This window comes from Thalassospira sp. HJ, from assembly GCF_000948415.1.
Taxonomy (GTDB): Bacteria; Pseudomonadota; Alphaproteobacteria; order Rhodospirillales; family Thalassospiraceae; genus Thalassospira.
The window spans coordinates 161,457-181,689 of record NZ_JYII01000012.1 but is presented as its reverse complement, the minus strand read 5'-3'; the positions used below and the strand labels follow the sequence as shown (position 1 = coordinate 181,689).

At 53.3% G+C, this 20,233-nt stretch carries 18 protein-coding genes; 8 read left to right on the top strand and 10 right to left on the bottom strand.

The genetic code is table 11. The features are described from left to right. Positions 1-45 precede the first annotated feature (45 nt). Positions 46-1,206 carry a hypothetical protein gene (locus UF64_RS09655; RefSeq protein ID WP_044828403.1) on the top strand — a complete coding sequence of 387 codons (1,161 nt, stop codon included), beginning with the start codon at positions 46-48 and terminating at the stop codon, positions 1,204-1,206. A gap of 173 nt (positions 1,207-1,379) precedes the next feature. Here the strand turns inward: UF64_RS09655 and UF64_RS09650 are convergent, their stop codons facing one another. From UF64_RS09650 to UF64_RS09605, 9 genes are all read right to left on the bottom strand, one after another. Then, positions 1,380-1,787 carry a GFA family protein gene (locus tag UF64_RS09650; RefSeq protein ID WP_044828402.1) on the bottom strand — a complete coding sequence of 136 codons (408 nt, stop codon included), beginning with the start codon at positions 1,785-1,787 and terminating at the stop codon, positions 1,380-1,382. A 9-nt stretch (positions 1,788-1,796) separates the two neighbouring features. Then, on the bottom strand, positions 1,797-2,681 hold the full coding sequence (locus UF64_RS09645) for an oxaloacetate decarboxylase (protein ID WP_044828401.1): 885 nt from the start codon (positions 2,679-2,681) through the stop codon (positions 1,797-1,799). Positions 2,682-2,687: 6 nt separating this feature from the next. Then, entirely contained in the window at positions 2,688-3,959 is a 1,272-nt protein-coding gene (locus UF64_RS09640; RefSeq protein ID WP_044828400.1) for a TRAP transporter large permease, read from the bottom strand. Beyond that, entirely contained in the window at positions 3,956-4,444 is a 489-nt protein-coding gene (locus UF64_RS09635; RefSeq protein ID WP_044828399.1) for a TRAP transporter small permease, read from the bottom strand. The genes UF64_RS09640 and UF64_RS09635 overlap by 4 nt, the downstream gene beginning before the upstream one ends. A 187-nt stretch (positions 4,445-4,631) precedes the next feature. Beyond that, positions 4,632-5,621, bottom strand: coding sequence for a TRAP transporter substrate-binding protein DctP (dctP, locus tag UF64_RS09630; protein WP_052657545.1), 990 nt, complete (start codon positions 5,619-5,621; stop codon positions 4,632-4,634). Between the two features lie 302 nt (positions 5,622-5,923). Further along, entirely contained in the window at positions 5,924-6,469 is a 546-nt protein-coding gene (locus tag UF64_RS09625) for a GNAT family N-acetyltransferase (protein WP_044828398.1), read from the bottom strand. 22 nt (positions 6,470-6,491) lie between these two features. After that, entirely contained in the window at positions 6,492-7,046 is a 555-nt protein-coding gene (locus tag UF64_RS09620; protein ID WP_044828397.1) for a helix-turn-helix domain-containing protein, read from the bottom strand. 180 nt (positions 7,047-7,226) lie between these two features. After that, on the bottom strand, positions 7,227-7,568 hold the full coding sequence (locus UF64_RS09615; protein WP_052657544.1) for a rhodanese-like domain-containing protein: 342 nt from the start codon (positions 7,566-7,568) through the stop codon (positions 7,227-7,229). Positions 7,569-7,775: 207 nt separating this feature from the next. Further along, on the bottom strand, positions 7,776-8,939 hold the full coding sequence (locus UF64_RS09605; protein WP_152630656.1) for a mandelate racemase/muconate lactonizing enzyme family protein: 1,164 nt from the start codon (positions 8,937-8,939) through the stop codon (positions 7,776-7,778). Positions 8,940-8,990: 51 nt separating this feature from the next. Between UF64_RS09605 and UF64_RS09600 the strand changes: the two genes are divergently transcribed. The 7 genes from UF64_RS09600 (at position 8,991) to UF64_RS09570 (ending at position 19,143) form a co-directional block, all read left to right on the top strand. Continuing rightward, a complete protein-coding gene (locus UF64_RS09600; protein WP_235285022.1) occupies positions 8,991-9,938 on the top strand; it encodes a LysR family transcriptional regulator in 948 nt (315 codons plus the stop codon). A gap of 519 nt (positions 9,939-10,457) precedes the next feature. Further along, complete coding sequence (locus UF64_RS09595) at positions 10,458-12,404, top strand: PrkA family serine protein kinase (RefSeq protein ID WP_044828393.1); 1,947 nt, start codon at positions 10,458-10,460, stop codon at positions 12,402-12,404. Positions 12,405-12,578: 174 nt separating this feature from the next. Then, entirely contained in the window at positions 12,579-13,916 is a 1,338-nt protein-coding gene (locus UF64_RS09590; RefSeq protein WP_044828392.1) for a YeaH/YhbH family protein, read from the top strand. After that, positions 13,913-15,484 carry a SpoVR family protein gene (locus tag UF64_RS09585; protein WP_044828391.1) on the top strand — a complete coding sequence of 524 codons (1,572 nt, stop codon included), beginning with the start codon at positions 13,913-13,915 and terminating at the stop codon, positions 15,482-15,484. The genes UF64_RS09590 and UF64_RS09585 overlap by 4 nt, the downstream gene beginning before the upstream one ends. 291 nt (positions 15,485-15,775) lie before the next feature. Further along, a complete protein-coding gene (locus UF64_RS09580) occupies positions 15,776-16,729 on the top strand; it encodes an ABC transporter permease (protein WP_200892665.1) in 954 nt (317 codons plus the stop codon). After that, positions 16,729-17,589 carry an ABC transporter permease gene (locus UF64_RS09575; RefSeq protein ID WP_200892664.1) on the top strand — a complete coding sequence of 287 codons (861 nt, stop codon included), beginning with the start codon at positions 16,729-16,731 and terminating at the stop codon, positions 17,587-17,589. Before UF64_RS09580 ends, UF64_RS09575 begins: the two co-directional genes overlap by 1 nt. An 18-nt stretch (positions 17,590-17,607) precedes the next feature. Continuing rightward, positions 17,608-19,143, top strand: coding sequence for an ABC transporter substrate-binding protein (locus UF64_RS09570; RefSeq protein WP_044828934.1), 1,536 nt, complete (start codon positions 17,608-17,610; stop codon positions 19,141-19,143). A 166-nt stretch (positions 19,144-19,309) separates the two neighbouring features. Here the strand turns inward: UF64_RS09570 and UF64_RS09565 are convergent, their stop codons facing one another. Then, positions 19,310-20,143 carry a hypothetical protein gene (locus UF64_RS09565; RefSeq protein ID WP_235285021.1) on the bottom strand — a complete coding sequence of 278 codons (834 nt, stop codon included), beginning with the start codon at positions 20,141-20,143 and terminating at the stop codon, positions 19,310-19,312. Positions 20,144-20,233 lie beyond the last annotated feature (90 nt).

Here is a 20,233-nt window from a genome sequence, read left to right as displayed (position 1 = left end):
AGAGTACAGACAAAATCTGGAGTATATAATCTATCAAATCATCTGTTGAACAAGCCTCATGAAAATGAAGAGATTCGACTTTTAGAAGGCTCTGAAGCTGATTTTGAGACTTTCCATAAGGAAGCAATTTTAGACGGTAGCAAGTATGCTTTTCGTCATTTTAGCATTAATCCAGGTTGCGACTGGACATATGAACAGCAACTCAAAGCGGTTGATAAAATCAAACAAGAATACCAAGCCGAAAGCCATCCCCACTTGCTCGTCAGGCATAGTAAGAAACTCTGCGATGGAACGAAGAATGAGCATCTTCACCTTGTTCTTCCCGAGAGATTTAACGGTAGAACTCTGAGTTCAAGCTGGAGCTTCCCAAGAAACGAAAAAATATGCCGTGAATGTGAGTTTGAATTCGGACATGAGATTGTTGTCGGAAAACACAACAAATCATCTGCTTATTTTGTGTCTCACAAGAATCTGAAAAACATCCTTTTAGAGAATTCACTAACGCAGATGCCAAAGGCATCGTTTAGCTCGATTGAGCATCAAAAAGCTAAGAGGCAAGGGCTGGACCTTCCAAAGACCAAAAAACTCATAAAAGAGCTTCATGTGCAATCGGATGGGTTTAGTGCTTTTCGTGCTGCATTAAAGGAGCATGGTTTTGTCATTAGAAACGGCAAAAAGACAGCTATTGTTGAAAGCCATAAAGGCGAGTTTATCGGCTCGCTGAATCGATTGGTTGGTATGAGGAAAAAGGATTTTTTAAAGTATGTAAAAGGAGTGGATAGTGAGAAAATTATTTCAAAATCAGACGGTAGAAAAACCAAAAAAGAAAATGTCAGAAGCGTTGCTACTCTTGGGAACGAAAACAAAGGGAAACACGGACGAGATTCTCGAACTTCTCAATCAGGAAGGCGAGAGCAAGATAGACCAAGTCATAGAGATATTGGCGCAGATAGTCGTCAACCAGCAGAACCAAGAAGAACTCTTATTGAAGATTTTAAATTCGAAGCCTCACTAAGGTGTTCTGGCAGGTCGATAAAGCTTGAAAAAATTCTCAATGCTGCTTGTGAATTAACAGACAAACAAACTAAAAAAGCCTTCCTTGCCCCTTCGAAGAGAGGTTTATTGGATTTTGACGAAATTGGCACTCCAGTCACGTCCGAAGATAATCTGAGACAGATTCGAGCTGCTCCCAAGACAATTTATTGATTTGTGCACCAGATATGTGTTCTACTAACCAAAGTGTTCGGCAACAATTTTCGTCTAAAATCAGACACTTATTGTAAAAATGGTAGTTCGTTCGAGTCTCTCTGCCGGCACCATTAAAGAAACCCCCGCAAGCCATCGGCTGCGGGGTTTTCTTTTGTGCAAATGGCAAACAATTACGCGGGCAAGCCATCAAGTCTGTCGATGTCTTCAAGACCCTCGTCCCAGTTGGCCTTGCTGCCCATCATGATGTGGGCGGTCGGACGTATCGAGACCGGAGTTTCAAGGCTTCCCGCCGGGACGACCAAAAGCCTGCCATCCATCTGCGTGTAGGGCACGGCAGAGCCACATGTCTTGCAAAATGCCTTTTGATGGCGGGTTCCGGGCACGGTAAAGGACTGGATGTGCGCGCCCCCTTCCAGCCAAGACAACGCGGCCTTGGTCGAGAACAGATTGGCGGCGTGTGCCGATCCTGTGTCCTTTTGGCAATATTGGCAGTGACACAGGAAGAATGCGTCAAAGTCGCCTGTGACCTCGTAGCGAACAGCGCCACACAGACAGCCACCGTGATGTTTGTTTGCCATAAAAGCTCCCTATCCGTTGCGGCGAGACGAGGCGTAGCGTTCCGAGACTTCGTAATAGTCATCAAAGCCGATGCGTTGGCGCAGGTCCGCCCAGCTCATCAGTTTGTCATCTCGGGGCTGGCCAACCTTCATGGTTTGCAGGCATTCGACCATGGCCTTCATTGCGGCGGCCATGAGCGAAAGCGGATAGGCCGCGATTTGATAGCCGATTTCCTTGAGTTCTTCGGGTGACAGATCCGGGGTTTCGCCGCCCTCGACGATGTTGGCCATCTTGGGACCGGGAAGCTCGGCACAGAGTTTGCGCATTTCATCGACGGATTTCGGGGCTTCGACAAACAGGATGTCGGCCCCGAGTTCCTTGAACTTTGCAGCACGGTCGATGGCCTCGGACAGGCCATGCTGATGGCGGGCATCTGTGCGGGCCAGGATCAGGATATCTGCGCCGGCTTCGCGGGCGTCGACTGCGGCCTTGATGCGGTCAAACGCCTCGTCCCGGCCAACAACTTCCTTGCCCTTGGTATGGCCGCAGCGTTTCGGGGCCAGCTGATCTTCGATCATCACAGCCGCACAGCCCGCCTTGGCGAATCCTGTGACGGTACGCCGGACATTCATGGCATTGCCATAGCCGGTATCGCCGTCGCCAATCACGGGGATGGACACCGCATCGGTGATGTTGCGCGCCTGATCTAGGACCTCGCCATAGGACATCAGGCCGAGATCAGGTTCACCAATACGGGCCGCAGAGGTCGCAAAGCCCGACATGAAGGTCAGGCCGAATCCCTCCTGCTCGATCAGTTTGGCGGAAAGCGCATCAAAGCAGCAGGGCATGGTAATCAGATCCCCCGTGGCAAGCAGCGCACGCAGGGCATCGGCAGGTGATTTTGCGTTGGTCATCGGTCTTTACAGCTTGAAGGGAATATAAAGGGCGAGGTCGTGCCACAGATACAAAACCGCGGCACAGACAAACATCAGGATCAGGAACGGTGCAACACCCCGGGCCACTTCACCCAGCCGGGCCTTGGCGACCGACTGAATGACATAAAGGTTAAGCCCGACAGGGGGCGTGATCAGGGCACACTCGACCATGATCACCATATAGACACCAAACCAGATCGGATCGAATCCAAGGGCAAGGGCGGCTGGCAACAGCACCGGCGTCATGATCAGCACCATGGATAGCGCTTCGAACACCAATCCCATGACCAGAAGCACGGCGGTCACGATCAGGATGAAGCCAAGTTCGGTATCGACCCCTTGCGTGATCATCACCGAGATATCCTGTGGAATGCGATACAGCGTGATCGCCTTGCCGAATACCTTGGCCCCGGCAATGATCAAAATGATCGCAACCGTGGTTGCCATGGAATCGAACACTGCCTTTTTGAGCGCATCCCATGTCAGGACCCGCATGATCGGGCCGGTGATTATGAGTGCTGCGGCAAAGCCGATGGCGGCGGCCTCGGTCGGGGTGAAGGCACCGGAATAGATGCCGGAAATAATCAGAACCGCCAGAACAACAGATGGCAGTGCACGGAAGGTGGCGCGTTTGCGTTCGGCCCAGTCCTTTTTCGGTTCCAGCTCCTGCCCGCCCATACGGGCATAGATCATCGAGAAGATGATGAAGAACAGCAAAAGTGCGATCCCCGGCCCAATCCCGGCCAGGAACAGCGCAATCACCGATTCTTCGGTGACAAAGCCATAAATGATCATCGGGATCGAAGGCGGGATCAGGATGCCAAGCGTGCCGCCTGCTGCCAGCAAGCCATAAACAAACCGCTTGTTATAGCCACGATTGATCATTTCCGGGATGGCCACCGTGCCGATGGTCGCGGCGGTTGCGACCGAGGATCCGGAAATGGCGGCAAACACACCACAGGACAGGATGGTCGCCACCGCAAGCCCGCCCGGCCAATGGCCGACCCAGGCACTGACCGCAGCAAACAGGTCATTGCCGACACCCGCGCGCAAAAGGATGTTGGACATCAAAAGGAACAGCGGCACGGCCAGCAGGATAAAGCCATCCAGCGTAGACAAAACCGCCTGCGGGGCCATGAGCGGCGAAAAACCACCAAGGAGCAACATGGCAAGCCCGAGCCCGCCAAGGGCAAAGGCCACCGGCACACGCATCAAAAGCAGCGCGAACATCGCTGCCAAGGTCAGGACAATGGTCATTCGTGCGCCCCTTTCGGAATATCCTTGCCACGCGCAAGCCCGACAATTTCGATCACCGCCTGAATGGCAAGCAGCGCAAAGCCGATGGCAACAGGCAGTTCGGCAATCCACGCCGGAAGATCAAGCATGGTGCCGCTGGTGCGCCCGCGTTCGAAACTTTCATAGAAGATTTCCCAGCCCTTGAAGGTCACCATCACCGAAAAGGCCAGAATGCAGGCCATGGCGATGATTTCGACAAGGCGCTGGACCTTGGGGGCAAGAAGCCGCGTCACCGCATCCACCGAAATATGGCGGCGTGCCGCAAGCGCCCAGGGCATACCCAACAGCGATCCCCAGATCAGGCACAGCTGGGAAAGTTCGGCCGCCCAGATGGTCGGCTTCACGAAGAAATAGCGTGCCAGCACTTCGTAGGTCAGCATGCAGCCAGCCAGCACAAACAGGATGGCGGCGACCCACGCAAGAATAAGCGTTAATCGATCAAACATGATTTAAACAGTGCATGTTGGAAGACGGGAAGCCATCACCGCTACGGTTAAAACCAGTGGAACCCGCGCGGTGATGACACCAAATCAGATCAAACTTAGATCACGTTCAAACAACGCCCCGGTCGGCGTCCATCCGCAATCATGACAAGCATGGTAGATGGCACCCGACCGGCGAGCGTCAAAAGACCTAGAACTTCTGAGCAGCCTCGAAGACCTGCTTGCCGAGATCACCGGCGTCTTCAAGGAAGGCATCATAGACCGGCTGTGCGACCGAACGCCATTTGACCAGTTCTTCCTCGGTCGGGTTATAGACCGTCATGCCGGCTTCTTCGGATGCGGCATAGGCTGCTGCTTCGATCTCGCTCATGCGGTTGCGCACATCGGCCTCGGCATTCATCGCCGCGGTGTTGATGATGGTGCGCTGTTCATCGGTCAGACCGTTCCAGAAGTCGGTATTGACGACGACAATGAACTCGACATCGGCATGGTTGGTCACAGTGATGTTGTCCATGACTTCCCAAAGCTGACGGGATTTAACACCCGAAACGCCGGTCATGCCGATATCAACAGTCCCGCGCTGATAGGCGATATATTGTTCGGAACCGGAAATCAGGGTCGGCGCACCGCCAGCAGCAACCGTGAAGTCACCCAGCGTCTTGCCAAAGACACGAACCTTTTTGCCTTCCATGTCTTCCGGACCATGCAGCGGGGCGTCCTTGGACAGCATGATGGCGCCACCATAGGCCTGCCACCACAGAACCGATGCACCGGTTTCGGCAATAGCGGCATCAAGCGGACCACGGACTGGGGAATCCTTGGCGGTCGCCTTGCGGACCTTTTCCTCGGTATCGAACAGGAACGGCTGATAGAAAACGTCAACCGCCGGGATATCACCGACATAACGGGTCAGCGATGCCACACCCATTTCAATCGCGCCGGAGCCAACAGCCGCCGGGACTTCCTTGTCCTTGTAAAGCTGGGCTGAGTCATAAATCTGGACTTCGATATCGCCGTTTGATTTTTCCTCGACCTCGTTCTTGAACATCAACAGGTTCTGACCGAGGTGACTTTTCATCGGCAATTGCAGGGAAATACGCAAAGTCAGGTCTGCGGCCTGAACGGTGCCGGAAAATCCGACGGCTGCCATCAATGCGGCAGCAAGGGCAAATTTCTTCATGATGGAAGTCCTCCGAGAATTTTTATTCTGTTTCTTGCTTAGGGACGGCAAGGATGCGCCCATTTTTTGATGGGGTTCAACATGTTTTGACCGCGTAAGTACTTCTATCCAATAACCCTTAGTGCGCCGCACACTGCAAACCGACCTTACGGGAAAAAGACATCCCGGTTGCCAGCAAGGATAAATTTACGGCACTGCGGCAGATCAATTTGGCAAGAAAGCCAACCTCCCACCGCGTCACTGGCATGCCAGAAAACCGGGTATGGATACAGAATCAGAGAATCGCACAGTGTTTCAAAGCACTAATTCGATAGCGTCTTATACATTACCGTCGTAGCACTAAGGACATCGCTATCGGGGTCGCGGGCATAGACCGGGATTACGCCCGCCGTTTCGAACCCGAGTGATGCATAGAGAACTTCAGCACTGTCGCCTGTTCGGGTATCAAGGGTCAGCAGGCTTCGCCCCAATCCAAGTGCCCTGTTTTCAGCTTTTTGCATCAGCATTTTCGCAATACCGCGTCTGCGGCAGTCAGGATGAACCATCAGTTTGCTGATATCGCCGCGATGGCGTTGATTGGGCATGGTGTCGTAATCAAGCTGTACTGTTCCCACAACCCGTTGATCATCAAAAGCAGCATACAGGGTTCTCTTGCCCGTGCGCAGTGCCGGAATAATTCTGTCCCGCCAGAAGGAGACGGCATCCTGTTGGGTAAAGGGTTCTATAAAGCCGATACTGGCGCCATCCTTCACACAGGCAAGCAGCATCTCGCCAAATTGCTCCTGCAGGTTTGTTAATTCATCTGCATCAAGCGATCTGATCTCGGGGGCATTGGTGGTAGCCTTCATGACAGTTCCAATCAGATGATCATTATTCGACGATAAAGAGGTGGTATCGCGCGCCCGAATGTTTCGGCGTTTGGAAGATGTTGCCATCTCTGAGCTGATAGCGCAGGCAGTCTCCGACTTTCAGGGAATGGGTTTCTCCTCCGACCTGCATAGACAACTCTCCGTCAAGCATCACCAGATGATGTTCAAGCCCTTCACGCGGTGAACCGTGATATTCAATGCGTTGACTGGCACCAATTTCCACCTCAAGAACTTCGCCAGCTAGCTGGCGTGATGCTGGTGAAACCAGACGACGGCGATACCCGGTTTCCGGGTCCGTCCAGACTTCTTGTTCCGCACGCAAGACCACAGCAACAAAGTCTTCCTCGACCATCTGCATCAATCGTGACAACGTGACCCCGAACGCCACGCAAAGATTACCCAACACATTGGCTGTCGGGCTTACCTCACCATTTTCGATCCGCGACAAACTGGCACGGCTGACACCACTACGTTTGGCGAGTTCATCAAGCGACCAGCCGCGCTCTGATCGCAGGACCGACAGCCGTGTGGCAAGACGCACTTCAATATCTTCCATCCTGAACTCCGAATCTCTATATCGGGATATTTTTCCATATTTGGGATTTCGTCAATAAAGAAAAACCGGCCGCTGCCACTACTAGTGCCACCGGGCCGGTTCACCAAACATCAAAGCATTGCTGCGCAGGTACTTATGCCTGTGTGTTTTCAGGCGGGTCTGTATATCGGAATACGTCAGTTATTGGGCTTCGCCTTCAAGATCAAAGCCCGCGCGACACCAACTTTGAATGCCACCTTTAAGATTGCTGACCTCGCAATCGACATGGGCCAAAACGGCATTGGCTGCGCCAAAGGATCGCTGACCGACCGAACAGACGAAAACCAGATCTGTATCCGCCTCGTCCGTTATATCGACGATGGCAGGAATGTCGAAGTTTGATGTCGGGATATTGATCGATGTTTCAATGTGTCCCTTGGCAAATTCGTCGGGTTCTCGGACATCAATGACGGTAACACTTACCTGCCCGATCAGAAGATCAAGCTCGTGAGATTCAAGAAACTTTACCGCGCCTTCGCTCATCGAAAATACTCCCCTTCCCGGCAGACATGGGTATAGCGCCCCCGATCCAGGGTGACCGGCTGCAAGCTGACATCGCAGATAAGATAAATCAAGTTGCCTGTGTAACTTCCGTCATGCGGCAGCCCCGGACCGGGGAACAAGAAGTCAACACCACCTTCGCGGGCAATATGTTCCTGATCCAACAAACCGGGGCAAACACGGCTCGGACTACTCTGCCAATGCACGCATTTCCGCGATCAGATCGGATTTTCCTTCAAACCCGATACCTGGCAGTTCCGGCATCGTGATATAGCCGTTCTCAACCTGAACACTGTCCGGGAAACCGCCATATGGCTGGAACAGGTCCGGATAGCTTTCATTTCCACCAAGCCCGAGACCAGCCGCAATATTGAGTGACATCTGGTGACCGCCATGCGGAATGCAGCGTTTACGCGACCAGCCGTATGTTTCAAGTACGTCAAGAGTTCTCAGATACTCAACCAACCCATAAGACAGCGCGCAATCAAATTGCAACCAATCACGGTCCGGGCGCATGCCGCCATGACGCAAAAGGTTCTTTGCATCCTGATGTGAAAACAGGTTCTCACCCGTTGCCATTGGTCCGGGATAGAAATCCGCCAAAGCCGCCTGGAGCTGATAATCCAGCGGATCACCGGCTTCCTCGTACCAGAACAGTGGAAATTCACGCAGCATCTTGGCGTAGGCAATCGCAGTCTCAAGATCAAACCGCCCATTGGCATCGACGGCGAGCTGCGCATCGCTGCCGATTTCGTCAAGAACAGCCTCGATCCGTTCGCGGTCCTCATCAATCGAGGCACCGCCAATCTTCATTTTAACGACTGTATAACCGCGTTTCAGATAGCCACGCATCTCCGCACGTAATGCCGAAAGATCTTTGCCCGGATAATAATACCCCCCAGCGGCGTAAACAAAAACGCGCGGGTTCGCTTCTCCGCCATATTTATCCGCCAAAAGTCGGAACAGCGGCTTCTGCGCGACTTTGGCCACCGCATCCCAAATCGCCATATCCAGAGTGCCGACAGCAACAGAACGTTCGCCATGTCCACCGGGTTTTTCATTTTGCATCATTGCGGCCCAGATGCGATGCGGATCAAAGTTGTCACCGGCGTCATTCAAAAGCGTCGCCGGATTTGCATCAAGCACGCGGTCACGAAAACGCTCACGGATCAACCCGCCCTGCCCATAGCGCCCATTGGAATTGAACCCGTACCCAACGACCCGTCTGCCCTCGATGACAACATCGGTCACAACGGCAACCAGACTGGACGTCATTTTTGAAAAATCGATATAGGCATTCCTGATTGGAGAGGAGATTGGCTTTGTCACCTCGACAATATCTAAAATCTGCATAACAATACACCTTTGGCATAACGCGGATTGAACCTGCTTCGATATTAGTAGTTGAATTCACCCAAAACCCAATGCCAAGATCAACTATCTTTATACCGATATGGCATTACCAAAATGGATTTGCGCTGGATCGAGGACTTTATTGCCCTTGCCGACACGTTGAATTTTTCGCGCGCAGCAGAGCTGCGCAATATCACTCAACCTGCTTTCAGTCGCCGTATCCGGTCATTGGAAAGCTGGATGAATGCGCCCCTCGTCGCGCGCACCACGCACTCGGTCGAACTCACCGCTGCCGGGCGATCTTTCAAGCCCCACGCAATTGCCATTGCGCATACAATCCATCAGGCCAAGCGCGAAGCAATCGCATTGAACAAAGCCGAAAGTACCTCGCTGACATTTGCAGCAACGCATGCGCTGTCTTTTACCTTCATGCCCGAATGGCTAAGAGTAACGAACGAGAACCTGTGCTTGGGAACTCTCAGCCTTGTTTCCGATAGCATGCAAGCGTGTGAAACCCTCATGGAACAAGATCAGGTCGACTTTCTGGTTACCCATGCCCACCCCCAAACACCGTCACAGTTATCACGTCCCCACTTCATCAGCCGCGTCATCGGGCATGACCGCTTGATATCCGTGGTGGGCCCAGCACCCAAAAACGACAGCACTGCGCGTACTAAGCCATTCCCTTATCTTGCCTATAGCGACGCTTCAGGTCTTGGTCGCATCATATCGGCAACCGCCGCGACTTTGACCTGCCCCGCCATTGCCGGAAAACCGGTCTTCACATCCCATCTGGCAGCCACCCTTCTTTCAATGGTGAAAAACGGTGCCGGGGCGGCATGGCTTCCTGAAAGTCTTGCGCAGCGTGACCTCACAACTGGTCAAATTGAAGTACTGAGTGCCGATCTTGCCATACCCGTGGAAATCCGGATTTACCGCCCGGTCCGGCGATTAAATCGTGCCGCCGAAGAACTCTGGGCGTCCTTGCCGACACAATAATGATCTGTGCAAGTGCAAAATAATTTACCCACACCAGCAGACCATAAAACCGACTGAAAACTGGCAAATTCGGTCACTTACAAGTGATCAACAACGAGGTAATTTTATTCATTTATACTTAGGTCTCTCCTTGCGGATCGAACAGTAACTTCCCAAGTCCATTGTATAGATATTTTCGTCAGGCAAGGACGCCCATCCGAGCGTTGCCAGAACAAAACAACAGTTGATTGAAATGGTCCCCTGCGAAGCGACCTTGGACCGCGACCCCAAGCAGTAAATATCCATACCTGAATTGGAAATAACTGCATCCTCTAACTCTTGGCAATTTCTGCCATTCATTAACCATAACTCAAATCGAGTTCTTTAAAATATTTACAGTCAGGCAAATTCATCGAAACGAGATTTGCCGACGTACACAGAACAGGGCGGCCAAATTCTGGTCTGCTGCAACGCAAAACAGTCAAGACAGGAAATACAGGTTTGATACGAGTGCGATAACGTTTGAAAGGAGACCGCGCCATGGCTGAAGAAAAGGACATCTTCGAGCTGTATGCGGAAGGGTACGACGGCAAACAAGAAACCGAACTAACCATCCGCGATTACCTCAATCTGTGTCGCGAAGACCCAAAGGCCTATGCATCGGCCGCGGAACGCATGATCGCGGCAATTGGTGAACCGGAACTGATCGACACCTCGACAGATTCCCGACTTGGCCGCATTTTCCTAAACCGAACCATCAAACGTTATCCCGCCTTTGCCGATTTCTTTGGCATGGAAGAAACCATCGAACGCATTGTCGGCTTCTTCAAATATGCGGCCCAGGGCCTTGAGGAACGCAAACAGGTTCTATACCTGCTGGGGCCGGTTGGCGGCGGTAAAAGTTCGCTTGCCGAACGGCTAAAGGAGTTGATGGAGCGCGAACCGATTTATGTACTCAAGGCCGGTGATGAAATCAGCCCGGTCTTTGAAAGCCCGCTTGGCCTGTTTAACCCAGCCAAGATGGGCGATGCGATCGAGGATAAATACGGCATCCCCAAACGTCGCCTCACGGGGCTTATGTCCCCATGGGCGGTCAAGCGCCTTGATGAGTTTGGCGGGGATCTGACCAAGTTTTCGGTCGTGAAACTGATCCCGTCGCGCCTGCGTCAGATTGCAATTGCCAAGACCGAACCCGGTGACGAGAACAATCAGGATATCTCGTCGCTGGTTGGTAAGGTCGATATCCGCAAGCTTGAATATTTCAGCCAGAATGACCCGGATGCTTATAGCTATTCCGGTGGGTTGAACCGCGCCAATCAGGGCCTTCTCGAATTTGTCGAGATGTTCAAGGCGCCGATCAAGATGCTGCATCCGTTGCTGACTGCGACACAGGAAAGCAACTATATCGGCACGGAAAACCTTGGCGCCATCCCGTTCCAGGGATTGATCCTGGCCCATTCAAACGAGGCCGAGTGGCAGACCTTCAAGGCCAACAAGAATAACGAGGCCTTCATTGACCGAATTTCCGTGATCAAGGTGCCCTATTGCCTGCGGGTGACAGAGGAAACCATGATCTACGACAAGCTGTTGCAGGGATCAGAGCTTGAACACGGGTCCTGCGCACCCGGTACGCTCAAGATGCTGGCACAGTTTTCCGTGCTGTCACGCCTGCAGGAGCATGAGAATTCCAATCTTTATTCCAAGATGCGGGTCTATGACGGCGAGACATTGAAGGATGTCGATCCCAAGGCGAAATCCATGCAGGAATACCGTGACACCGCCGGTGTTGATGAAGGCATGGATGGCATTTCAACCCGCTTTGCCTTCAAGGTGCTTTCGGAAACCTTTAACCATGACACGCATGAAGTTGCCGCCGATCCGGTGCATCTAATGTATGTGATGGAACAGGCCATCCGCCGCGAGCAATACCCGGAAGAACGCGAAAAGGCCTATATGGACTTCATCAAGTCCGAACTGGCCCCGCGCTATGCCGAGTTTATCGGGGCGGAAATCCAGAAGGCCTATCTCGAAAGCTATTCCGATTACGGGCAGAACCTGTTTGATCGATACGTCGCATATGCCGATGCCTGGATCGAGGATCAGGACTTCAAGGATCCCGATACCGGTCAGCTTCTTGATCGCAAGATCATTGATCAGGAACTCTCAAAAATAGAGAAGCCGGCGGGCATCGCCAATCCCAAGGATTTCCGCAACGAGGTCGTCAAGTTTGCCCTGCGCGCACGTGCCAACAACAAGGGCAAGAACCCGGCATGGACATCCTATGAGAAACTGCGCGATGTGATCGAAAAACGCATGTTCAGCCAGGTCGAGGACCTGCTGCCGGTGATTTCGTTCGGCTCGAAAAAGGACAGCGAGACTGAGAAGAAACACAACGAATTCGTCAAACGCATGATCGATCGCAAATATACCGAACGTCAGACCCGTCGTCTGGTCGAATGGTACATGCGTGTGAATAAGGCCGGTTAAGCTCCCCCCTGTCTTTCCCGGCCCGACCGGGCGGCTTTGTCCCTTGTCCGCCCGGTTACTTCTTCGCCGCAGGATGTGGCTTTGGCCCATCACCCAATGTCACATCCTGCGGGCATTCAAGGCGCAAGCGACCTGCACAACGCGCTTTTGAACCGTGCAAGGATGTGACTGCCCATGCTTTATATTGTGGATCGCCGCAAGAACCCGACCGGCAAAAGTCTTGGCAACCGGCAACGTTTCATGCGCCGTGCCAAGGCCCAGATCAAAAGGGCGGTTGAAAACACCATCCGGTCGCGCGGCATTACCGATATTTCCAGCGGCGATCAGATCACCATTCCCGGCAAGACGTTAAAGGAACCGGGTTTCCATCATCAGGGCCGTGGCGGCAACCGCAACTATGTCCTGCCCGGCAACAAGAAGTTTGTTCAGGGCGACCGCATCGCCCGCCCGCAAGGTGGCGATGGTGGTTCGGGTGGATCACAAGCCAGCCCCGACGGCGAAGGTGAAGATGAATTCCAGTTCACCCTTACCCGTGACGAGTTCCTAGATATCTTCTTTGAAGATCTGGAATTGCCCGATCTTTTGAAAAAAAGCCTGAAGCAGACCACCGCCTTTCGCACGGCACGCGCTGGCTTTTCGGTTGAGGGCACGCCATCGAACCTCAGCCTTGTGCGGACCATGCGCAATTCACTGGCGCGTCGCATCGGGTTGCGACGCCCGAAAACCGCCGAGGTGCGCGAGCTTGAAGAAAAAATCGCCGCCCTTCAGGCCAAGGCGGAAAAGCGCCCGAATGGGAAACTGACCAAGGCTGATGACGAAACCCTTCATACCCTTCTGGCCGATCTCGAAGAAGCCAAACGGCGGATGAAGGCGATCCCGTTCATTGATCCGATTGATACACGATATAACCAGTTTCAGCAGATCCCCGATCCCAATACGCAGGCGGTGATGTTCTGTTTGATGGATGTGTCGGGGTCGATGTCCGAGCAGATGAAGGAACTGGCCAAGCGGTTCTTCATGCTTTTGCATCTTTTCCTGCATCGCAAATACGAGCATGTCGAGGTGGTGTTTATCCGCCATACATCGCGCGCGGCCGAGGTCGATGAGGAAACCTTTTTCTATTCGCGCGAAACCGGCGGAACGATCGTTTCCACAGCACTCGAGGAAATGAAAAAGGTGCTGGTGGATCGCTATCCCACCGATCAGTGGAACATCTATGCCGCCCAGGCATCGGATGGGGACAACTATTCCAATGACGGGGCGAAATGCACAGCCCTTCTGGCCGAGGACCTTTTGCCCAAGTGCCAATATTACGCCTATATCGAAATCACTGATGAGCGCGAGGCAGAAATATTTGCCGCCGCCGAAGGTGAAACCGCCCTTTGGAAGGCCTATGCCCCGATTGCCAGGGTCAATCCGCAATTTGCCCTGAAACGGGTGACCAAGGCTGCCGATATCTTCCCGGTCTTCAGGGAACTGTTTGCCAAGAACCGTGCGGAGGTAGGCCAATGAGCAGCAAGACCAAATCCGCCGATAAACTTCTTTTCACCAGTGCCGACTGGGATTTCGAAACGCTGAAAGCGACCTATGACGCGATTGAGGATATCGCGATCAACCAGCTTAAGCTTGATGTCTATCCCAATCAGGTCGAGGTGATCACATCCGAGCAGATGCTGGATGCCTATTCATCCATCGGCATGCCACTGATGTATCATCACTGGTCGTTTGGCAAACGCTTCGTGCGTGACGATGTCATGTATCGCAAGGGTTATCAGGGGCTGGCCTATGAGATCGTGATCAACTCCAACCCGTGCATTTCCTATGTCATGGAAGAAAACACCATCGTCATGCAGGCCTTGGTGATTGCGCATGCGGCCTTCGGGCATAATCACTTTTTCAAAAACAACTACCTGTTCAAGCAATGGACCGATGCCGACGGCATTCTTGATTACCTGCAATTTGCCAAGGGCTATATCGCCAAGTGCGAGGACCGCTATGGCTTTGATGCGGTTGAACGGATCCTTGATGCCGCGCACGCCCTGATGGATCAGGGGGTCAATCGTTATTCCCGACCGGAAAAACCCAACCTTGCGGCCGAGTTGGAGCGCGAACGCGAACGCGCCAAATATGAAGACGAAACCTATAACGATCTGTGGCGCACCCTGCCCCAGTCCGATCCCGGTGATCAGGATATGGACGAGCTTAAACGCAAGATGCGGGTTGAGGAACGCCGCGCGCAGTTTGGCCTGCCGGAAGAAAACCTGCTTTATTTCCTCGAAAAGAACGCGCCATCTCTACAAGCTTGGGAGCGCGAGATTCTGCGCATCGTGCGCAATATCGGACAGTATTTCTATCCGCAGAAACAGACCAAGATGATGAATGAAGGCTGCGCGTGCTATGTGCATTACGCCATCATGAACAGCCTTTATGACAAGGGCCTGATTTCCGAGGGTGCGATGATGGAATTCATCGATTACCATTCCCGCGTGGTGTTTCAGGCCGAATATGACGATCAGCGCTATTCGGGCTTCAACCCCTATGCGCTGGGCTTTGCCATGATGCAGGACATCCACCGCATCTGCGTTGACCCGACCGAAGAAGATCATAAATGGTTCCCCGATATTGCGGGCAATAACGAACCGGTCGAAACGCTTAAGGAAGCATGGGCGCATTACCGCGATGAAAGCTTCATCCTGCAGTTCCTGTCCCCCAAAGTAATGCGGGACATGCGGATGTTCATGATCAATGACCACAGCACCACCCCGCATCTTGAGGTCGCCGCCATTCATGATGATAACGGCTATCGCAAGGTCCGTCGATCCCTGGCCCGGATGCATGACATTTCGGTCCGCGAACCCGACATGCAGGTGGTTGATGTAGATATCCGCGGCAACCGCCAACTTTACATCCAGCATACCGAGCATGAAGGCGTCCGGCTTGAAAAGTCCGAAGCCGAAATGACGCTGGGCTATATCGGGCAATTGTGGGGCTATGGCGTGACCTTGCAGGCCGTCGATTATGAAAGCGGCGAAATCCTGCATGAAATGAATTATCAGCCCGAAGACCTGGCCGGGAACTGACCCCGTTTCCTAGCAGGCACCACAGCCAGCCCAAAAGCTGGCGTGCAATCAGCGCGCGAATCCCATCACAAACCTACCCCTTTTGCACAGTTCACCACCTCTTTTGCGACAAAAAACACAACCATTACGTGCTTAATTCCGATCCAGAGCATGCAATGGTGCCTATATTTCGCCTAAATCCATCAAATATGAAATTAAGAACTAAAATCAGTTGCATACCGCAAATGGGAATGATTATTACTTTCGAATATCGTGACACATCCAAACTGATCTCTTCCGGCACGCACCGGAATGAAAGACCGTTTTATGGCTTCGCGCGTGACTGCACGCATAACCCATGCCCTGATCTTGCTGTTCATCGTTTCGGTGGTCGGCTTTGCGTTGTTGCGGCTCATGCCCGGCGACTTCGCCGAGATCCTTCTGATGGCACAGATGGATGGCACCCTGCCCGATGCCGATCAGGTCGCACGATATGCCGATCAGAACGGTTTGAATGATCCCCTGCCGCAACAATATCTTCGCTGGCTTTTTGCTCTTTTGCAGGGGGATCTGGGTAAGTCCTTTATCAGCAATGAACCAATCATTAGCGACATCACACTGCGCATGGGGCAGTCGCTTTTGCTTGCAGTTCTGTCGATGTCATTGGCCCTGATCATTGCCGTGCCGATTGGGATTGTCTGCGCGCGTTATCCCGGCAGCCGGATTGATCGCATTGCCGGCATGGTCAGTGTCATTGGCATGTCGATCCCGAATTTCTGGTACTCGCTGCTTCTCGCCCTTTTGTTTTCGCTTGTGCTGGGTTGGCTGCCGACCGGAGGGCATGGCACATGGGCGCACGCGGTTCTGCCGACATTGGTAATTGCCACCTCGATCGCCGGAGTATTGTCGCGCTATGTGCGGGGCAGCCTGCTTGAAGAACTGTCCAAACCCTATATCCGCACCGCCAAGGCCAAGGGGCTGAGCCGCCTGCGCACCGTTTTGCGCCATGCAGTGCCCAATACCGCACCTGGCATCCTGACCTTTTCGGGCATGCAGTTTGCCCGGATTTTCGATGGCATGATCATTGTCGAAACCCTGTTTGCCTGGCCGGGGCTGGGCCGGTTTCTGGTGGAATCGCTTTTGAACCGCGACTACCCGGCCATTCAGGCCTGCTTCCTGTTGATTGCCGGCAGTTACATTCTGGTCAATCTGATCGTTGATCTGTGCATCGCCTTTTACGACCCCCGCACCCGGGAGATCGTGTGATGCAGATGGAACGGATGTCATTTACTGGCGGCAAGCTGTTTCATGCCGGACGCCGTGTGTTTCGCGGTTACGTTCTGGTGATGGCGCTGGTGATCCTTGCGGTTTTGATCTTGCCGTTCTTTGCGCCCAACGATCCTTACAAGGCGCAGTTCCTTTTCCGACTGAAACCACCAAGCCTTGATTACCCGCTTGGCACCGATGCGCTGGGGCGGTGTGTTTTATCGCGCCTGATGTATGGCGCGCGCCTGACCACGGCATCCGCCCTTGCGGTCGTGATGGCGGCATCGCTGATCGGCTGCCTGATCGGCACCCTTGCCGGGATGGTCGGCGGCATTGTTGATCGGGCCATCATGCGGTTTTGCGAAGGCATGTCGGTATTCCCGGCGCTCGCCATTTGCATGATCATTGCCGGAACCCTGGGGCTTGGACTTCAGGCGGTGATCATTGCGCTGATTACCGTGCATTGGACCGACTATGCCCGGGTGGTGCGCAATGCGGTGATTGTCGAGCGTACCAAACCCTATGTCATGGCGGCCGAGGCGCTGGGCGCGCGCCACCACCGCATCGCACATCGTCATATTTTTCCAAACATCATCGGCCCGCTTCTCACCCTTGCGGCCTATTCCATGTCCTGGGCGATCCTGGCTTTTGCCGGATTGAGCTTTTTGGGACTGGGTGTCGAACCCGGCACGCCGGAATGGGGCCTGATGATTGCTGAATCGCGCAATTACCTGCGCGATCACCCTCGCCTGGTGCTTGCACCGGGCCTGACCATTGCGGCGTTTGTCGTCGCGGTCAATCTGCTCGGAGACATGTTGGGAGACCGTTTCCGACTTCGTCAGATCAACTACCTTCACTAGATGGACAGAGACAGTAAGATGATCAAAAAAACACTTTTGGGGGCTGCCTTTGCAGCACTTGCCATGGGCAGTTTTGCACTTGCCCCGCAGCCTGCACAGGCAACCGAGGACAACACGCTTGTCATCGGCACCATGTGGGAATCCATGCCGCTTGCCATGAAGCCGCGTCGTTCGCGCTTCTTCAATGAAAGTGAAATCCTCGATACCCTGGTCAAGCTGGATTATGACCTGAAAACAATCCCGGGCCTCGCCACCGAATGGGATCGCGTTTCACCGACGGTCTGGCAGTTCAAACTGCGCGAAAATGTCATTTTCCATGACGGCACCAAACTGGATGCCGAAGCAGTTAAATTCTCGCTCGAGCGGGTGATTGATCTGCTGCCTTATGCCGCAGACCTTCTCAACATCAAATCGATCAAGGCGATTTCGCCGCTGGTGGTCGAGATTGAAAACACCGAACCGTTTGCCGCCCTGCCCAACCAGCTTTCCGATGCGATCACGGTTGTCTATGCCAAGTCATCCTTCGATGAGGCAGGCGAATTCGTCAAACCGATCGGCACCGGCCCATGGAAATTCGAGGAATATAAAAAGCAGGATCGCACCATCGTGACCCGCTTTGACGATTACTGGGGCGAAAAACCGGCCCTTGAGAAAGTCGTGTATCGTTATATCCCCGATCACAACTCGCGCACGCTGGCACTTGAAGCAGGCGAGATTGATTTCGTAACCAACATGCTTCCCTCCGACGTCAAACGTCTGTCTGAAGATGACGACTTCAAGGTCTATGCCGAGCCGACCTCGGGCCTTTATTACGGTGCCTTCAACGCCGGTGAGAAAAGCGTTCTGTCAGACGTTCGTATCCGTCGCGCGGTCAATGCGCTGGTCGATCGTGACCTGATTGTCAAAGGTGCGCTTGATGACGTCGGCGAACCGGCGTGGGAATTCTTTGCCCCGAGTTTTGACTGGGCCCCGCAGGCGGATGAGAAATACACGCTTGATCCGGAACTTGCCGCATCGCTTCTAAGTGATGCCGGGTATGAGAAAACCGATGGCAAATGGATGAAGGACGGCGAACAGCTGACCCTGCGTATCCTGAGCTATTCTTCGCGCACCGAAATGCCGATGATCACCGAGGCCATGGCAGCCCTTCTGAACGAACAGGGCATTGCCACCGAAGTTGGCATGTATACCTGGGGCGGGATGCTTGATCTGGTCAAGCAGGGTGAATATGACGTGTCTGTCGTGTTCTGGACCCCGGAAATGACCGGCCATCCGGACCTGCATCTGAAATCACAGTTCCATTCCAAGGCGGGCCTGAACTATCAGTTCTGGGCCAACGAGGAATTTGATGCCGCTGTCGACAAGGGCCGTACCCTTGATCCGGGGGCCGAGCAGGTCGCGACCTACACCAAAGCAATGAACATCCTGCATGACGAAGCGCCGATCATTCCGCTGGTGCACAAGGTGTTTGTTGTTGCCTCGACGAAAGAACTTCAGAACTACCGCATCCATCCGTCGGGCTTCTTCTTTGACTTCAAGAGCGTATCGAAATAAGCGCTGTGCGTTTTGAGCACACAATATGCGAAAGAGCCGCCCTTGAAAGGCGGCTCTTTTATTTTTGGCAGAAAATCGGGGATTTTCACCAGAAACTGCAGGCGTTGATTTTTCATTACGCTAACGGAATGCATCTATTAAGGTCACACAACAGATCTTAATTTAATCAATTGCCGAACCAGTAGCGGTAAAGATCAGAGCTCGTCTGATCTGTCATTTCGGGATTATCGAGGTCGATAATATGCAAGCCCGGATGGTCACGCAGAAAACCAAGGGCGGCTGATATCGTCGGATGCTCGATGAAATAGCGGTCTATCGCGCCGTCTTTTACAGCGGCCCGAAAGCCCTGCTCGATCTCGTCGTGTAAAGACTGGCTGTCTTTTCCGAGATAGAAATAAAAATCGTAGGGATAGCGCAGCAGCACGTTCTCATAGACCGCCAGACCATGCTGTTTGATGAGCTTCGCAATGTTGCCCGTTTTCACCTCATGAATGGCGAGATGCATCGCATCAAACCGCCTGTTTTCAAGCATCGTATAAAGGCTTGTCCCCGGACCGCCCGTCACGCACAGACCGGCATGTTTCAGGATAACGGTGTCCACCCATGAATTGCCCGACCCGATACAAATGCTTCTGAGGTCAGCCTGGTTTTCAACACGATCCAGCATCTTGAGGTTATCCGCGCGCGTGATCAGCAATCGATATCCCTGCAGCCCCTTGGTCAGGGGAAAGTCGATCTGCAACAAGTCGTGTTCGGCAGCACGGCTGTAGCCGGCCAAGACGACATTTACCTCTCCCTCGGACAACAAGCTGAACGCACGCTTTTGCGAGAGGCCGTCAACAGCGACGAGTTCAAGACGATGCTGCCCCGGCGCATAGGTAAGGGCGAGTTCAAGCAAACCGGTCTGAAGGGCATAGTGCTCCTCTCGTCCGGCCGGTAGCGGCACCTTGAGTGTCTCGGCGTAAAGCGGTTTGCTTACCAAAAGGGCAAGCAGGACCAAACCGCAAACATGTCTGAACAACCAAACCATCCCGTTCCTGTTCGTCCCCTTTTGATTAACGTGGGGATTGCCGGGGCCGGAAACAGCCCT

What these genes read in the sequence shown, in the direction of transcription:
- UF64_RS09650 (WP_044828402.1), bottom strand. Translation starts at nt 1,787, where the DNA reads ATGGCAAACAAACATCACGGTGGCTGTCTGTGTGGCGCTGTTCGCTAC.
- UF64_RS09645 (WP_044828401.1), bottom strand. Translation starts at nt 2,681, where the DNA reads ATGACCAACGCAAAATCACCTGCCGATGCCCTGCGTGCGCTGCTTGCC.
- UF64_RS09640 (WP_044828400.1), bottom strand. Translation starts at nt 3,959, where the DNA reads ATGACCATTGTCCTGACCTTGGCAGCGATGTTCGCGCTGCTTTTGATG.
- UF64_RS09635 (WP_044828399.1), bottom strand. Translation starts at nt 4,444, where the DNA reads ATGTTTGATCGATTAACGCTTATTCTTGCGTGGGTCGCCGCCATCCTG.
- dctP (WP_052657545.1), bottom strand. Translation starts at nt 5,621, where the DNA reads ATGAAGAAATTTGCCCTTGCTGCCGCATTGATGGCAGCCGTCGGATTT.
- UF64_RS09625 (WP_044828398.1), bottom strand. Translation starts at nt 6,469, where the DNA reads ATGAAGGCTACCACCAATGCCCCCGAGATCAGATCGCTTGATGCAGAT.
- UF64_RS09620 (WP_044828397.1), bottom strand. Translation starts at nt 7,046, where the DNA reads ATGGAAGATATTGAAGTGCGTCTTGCCACACGGCTGTCGGTCCTGCGA.
- UF64_RS09615 (WP_052657544.1), bottom strand. Translation starts at nt 7,568, where the DNA reads ATGAGCGAAGGCGCGGTAAAGTTTCTTGAATCTCACGAGCTTGATCTT.
- UF64_RS09605 (WP_152630656.1), bottom strand. Translation starts at nt 8,939, where the DNA reads ATGCAGATTTTAGATATTGTCGAGGTGACAAAGCCAATCTCCTCTCCA.
- UF64_RS09595 (WP_044828393.1), top strand. Translation starts at nt 10,458, where the DNA reads ATGGCTGAAGAAAAGGACATCTTCGAGCTGTATGCGGAAGGGTACGAC.
- UF64_RS09590 (WP_044828392.1), top strand. Translation starts at nt 12,579, where the DNA reads ATGCTTTATATTGTGGATCGCCGCAAGAACCCGACCGGCAAAAGTCTT.
- UF64_RS09585 (WP_044828391.1), top strand. Translation starts at nt 13,913, where the DNA reads ATGAGCAGCAAGACCAAATCCGCCGATAAACTTCTTTTCACCAGTGCC.
- UF64_RS09580 (WP_200892665.1), top strand. Translation starts at nt 15,776, where the DNA reads ATGAAAGACCGTTTTATGGCTTCGCGCGTGACTGCACGCATAACCCAT.
- UF64_RS09575 (WP_200892664.1), top strand. Translation starts at nt 16,729, where the DNA reads ATGCAGATGGAACGGATGTCATTTACTGGCGGCAAGCTGTTTCATGCC.
- UF64_RS09570 (WP_044828934.1), top strand. Translation starts at nt 17,608, where the DNA reads ATGATCAAAAAAACACTTTTGGGGGCTGCCTTTGCAGCACTTGCCATG.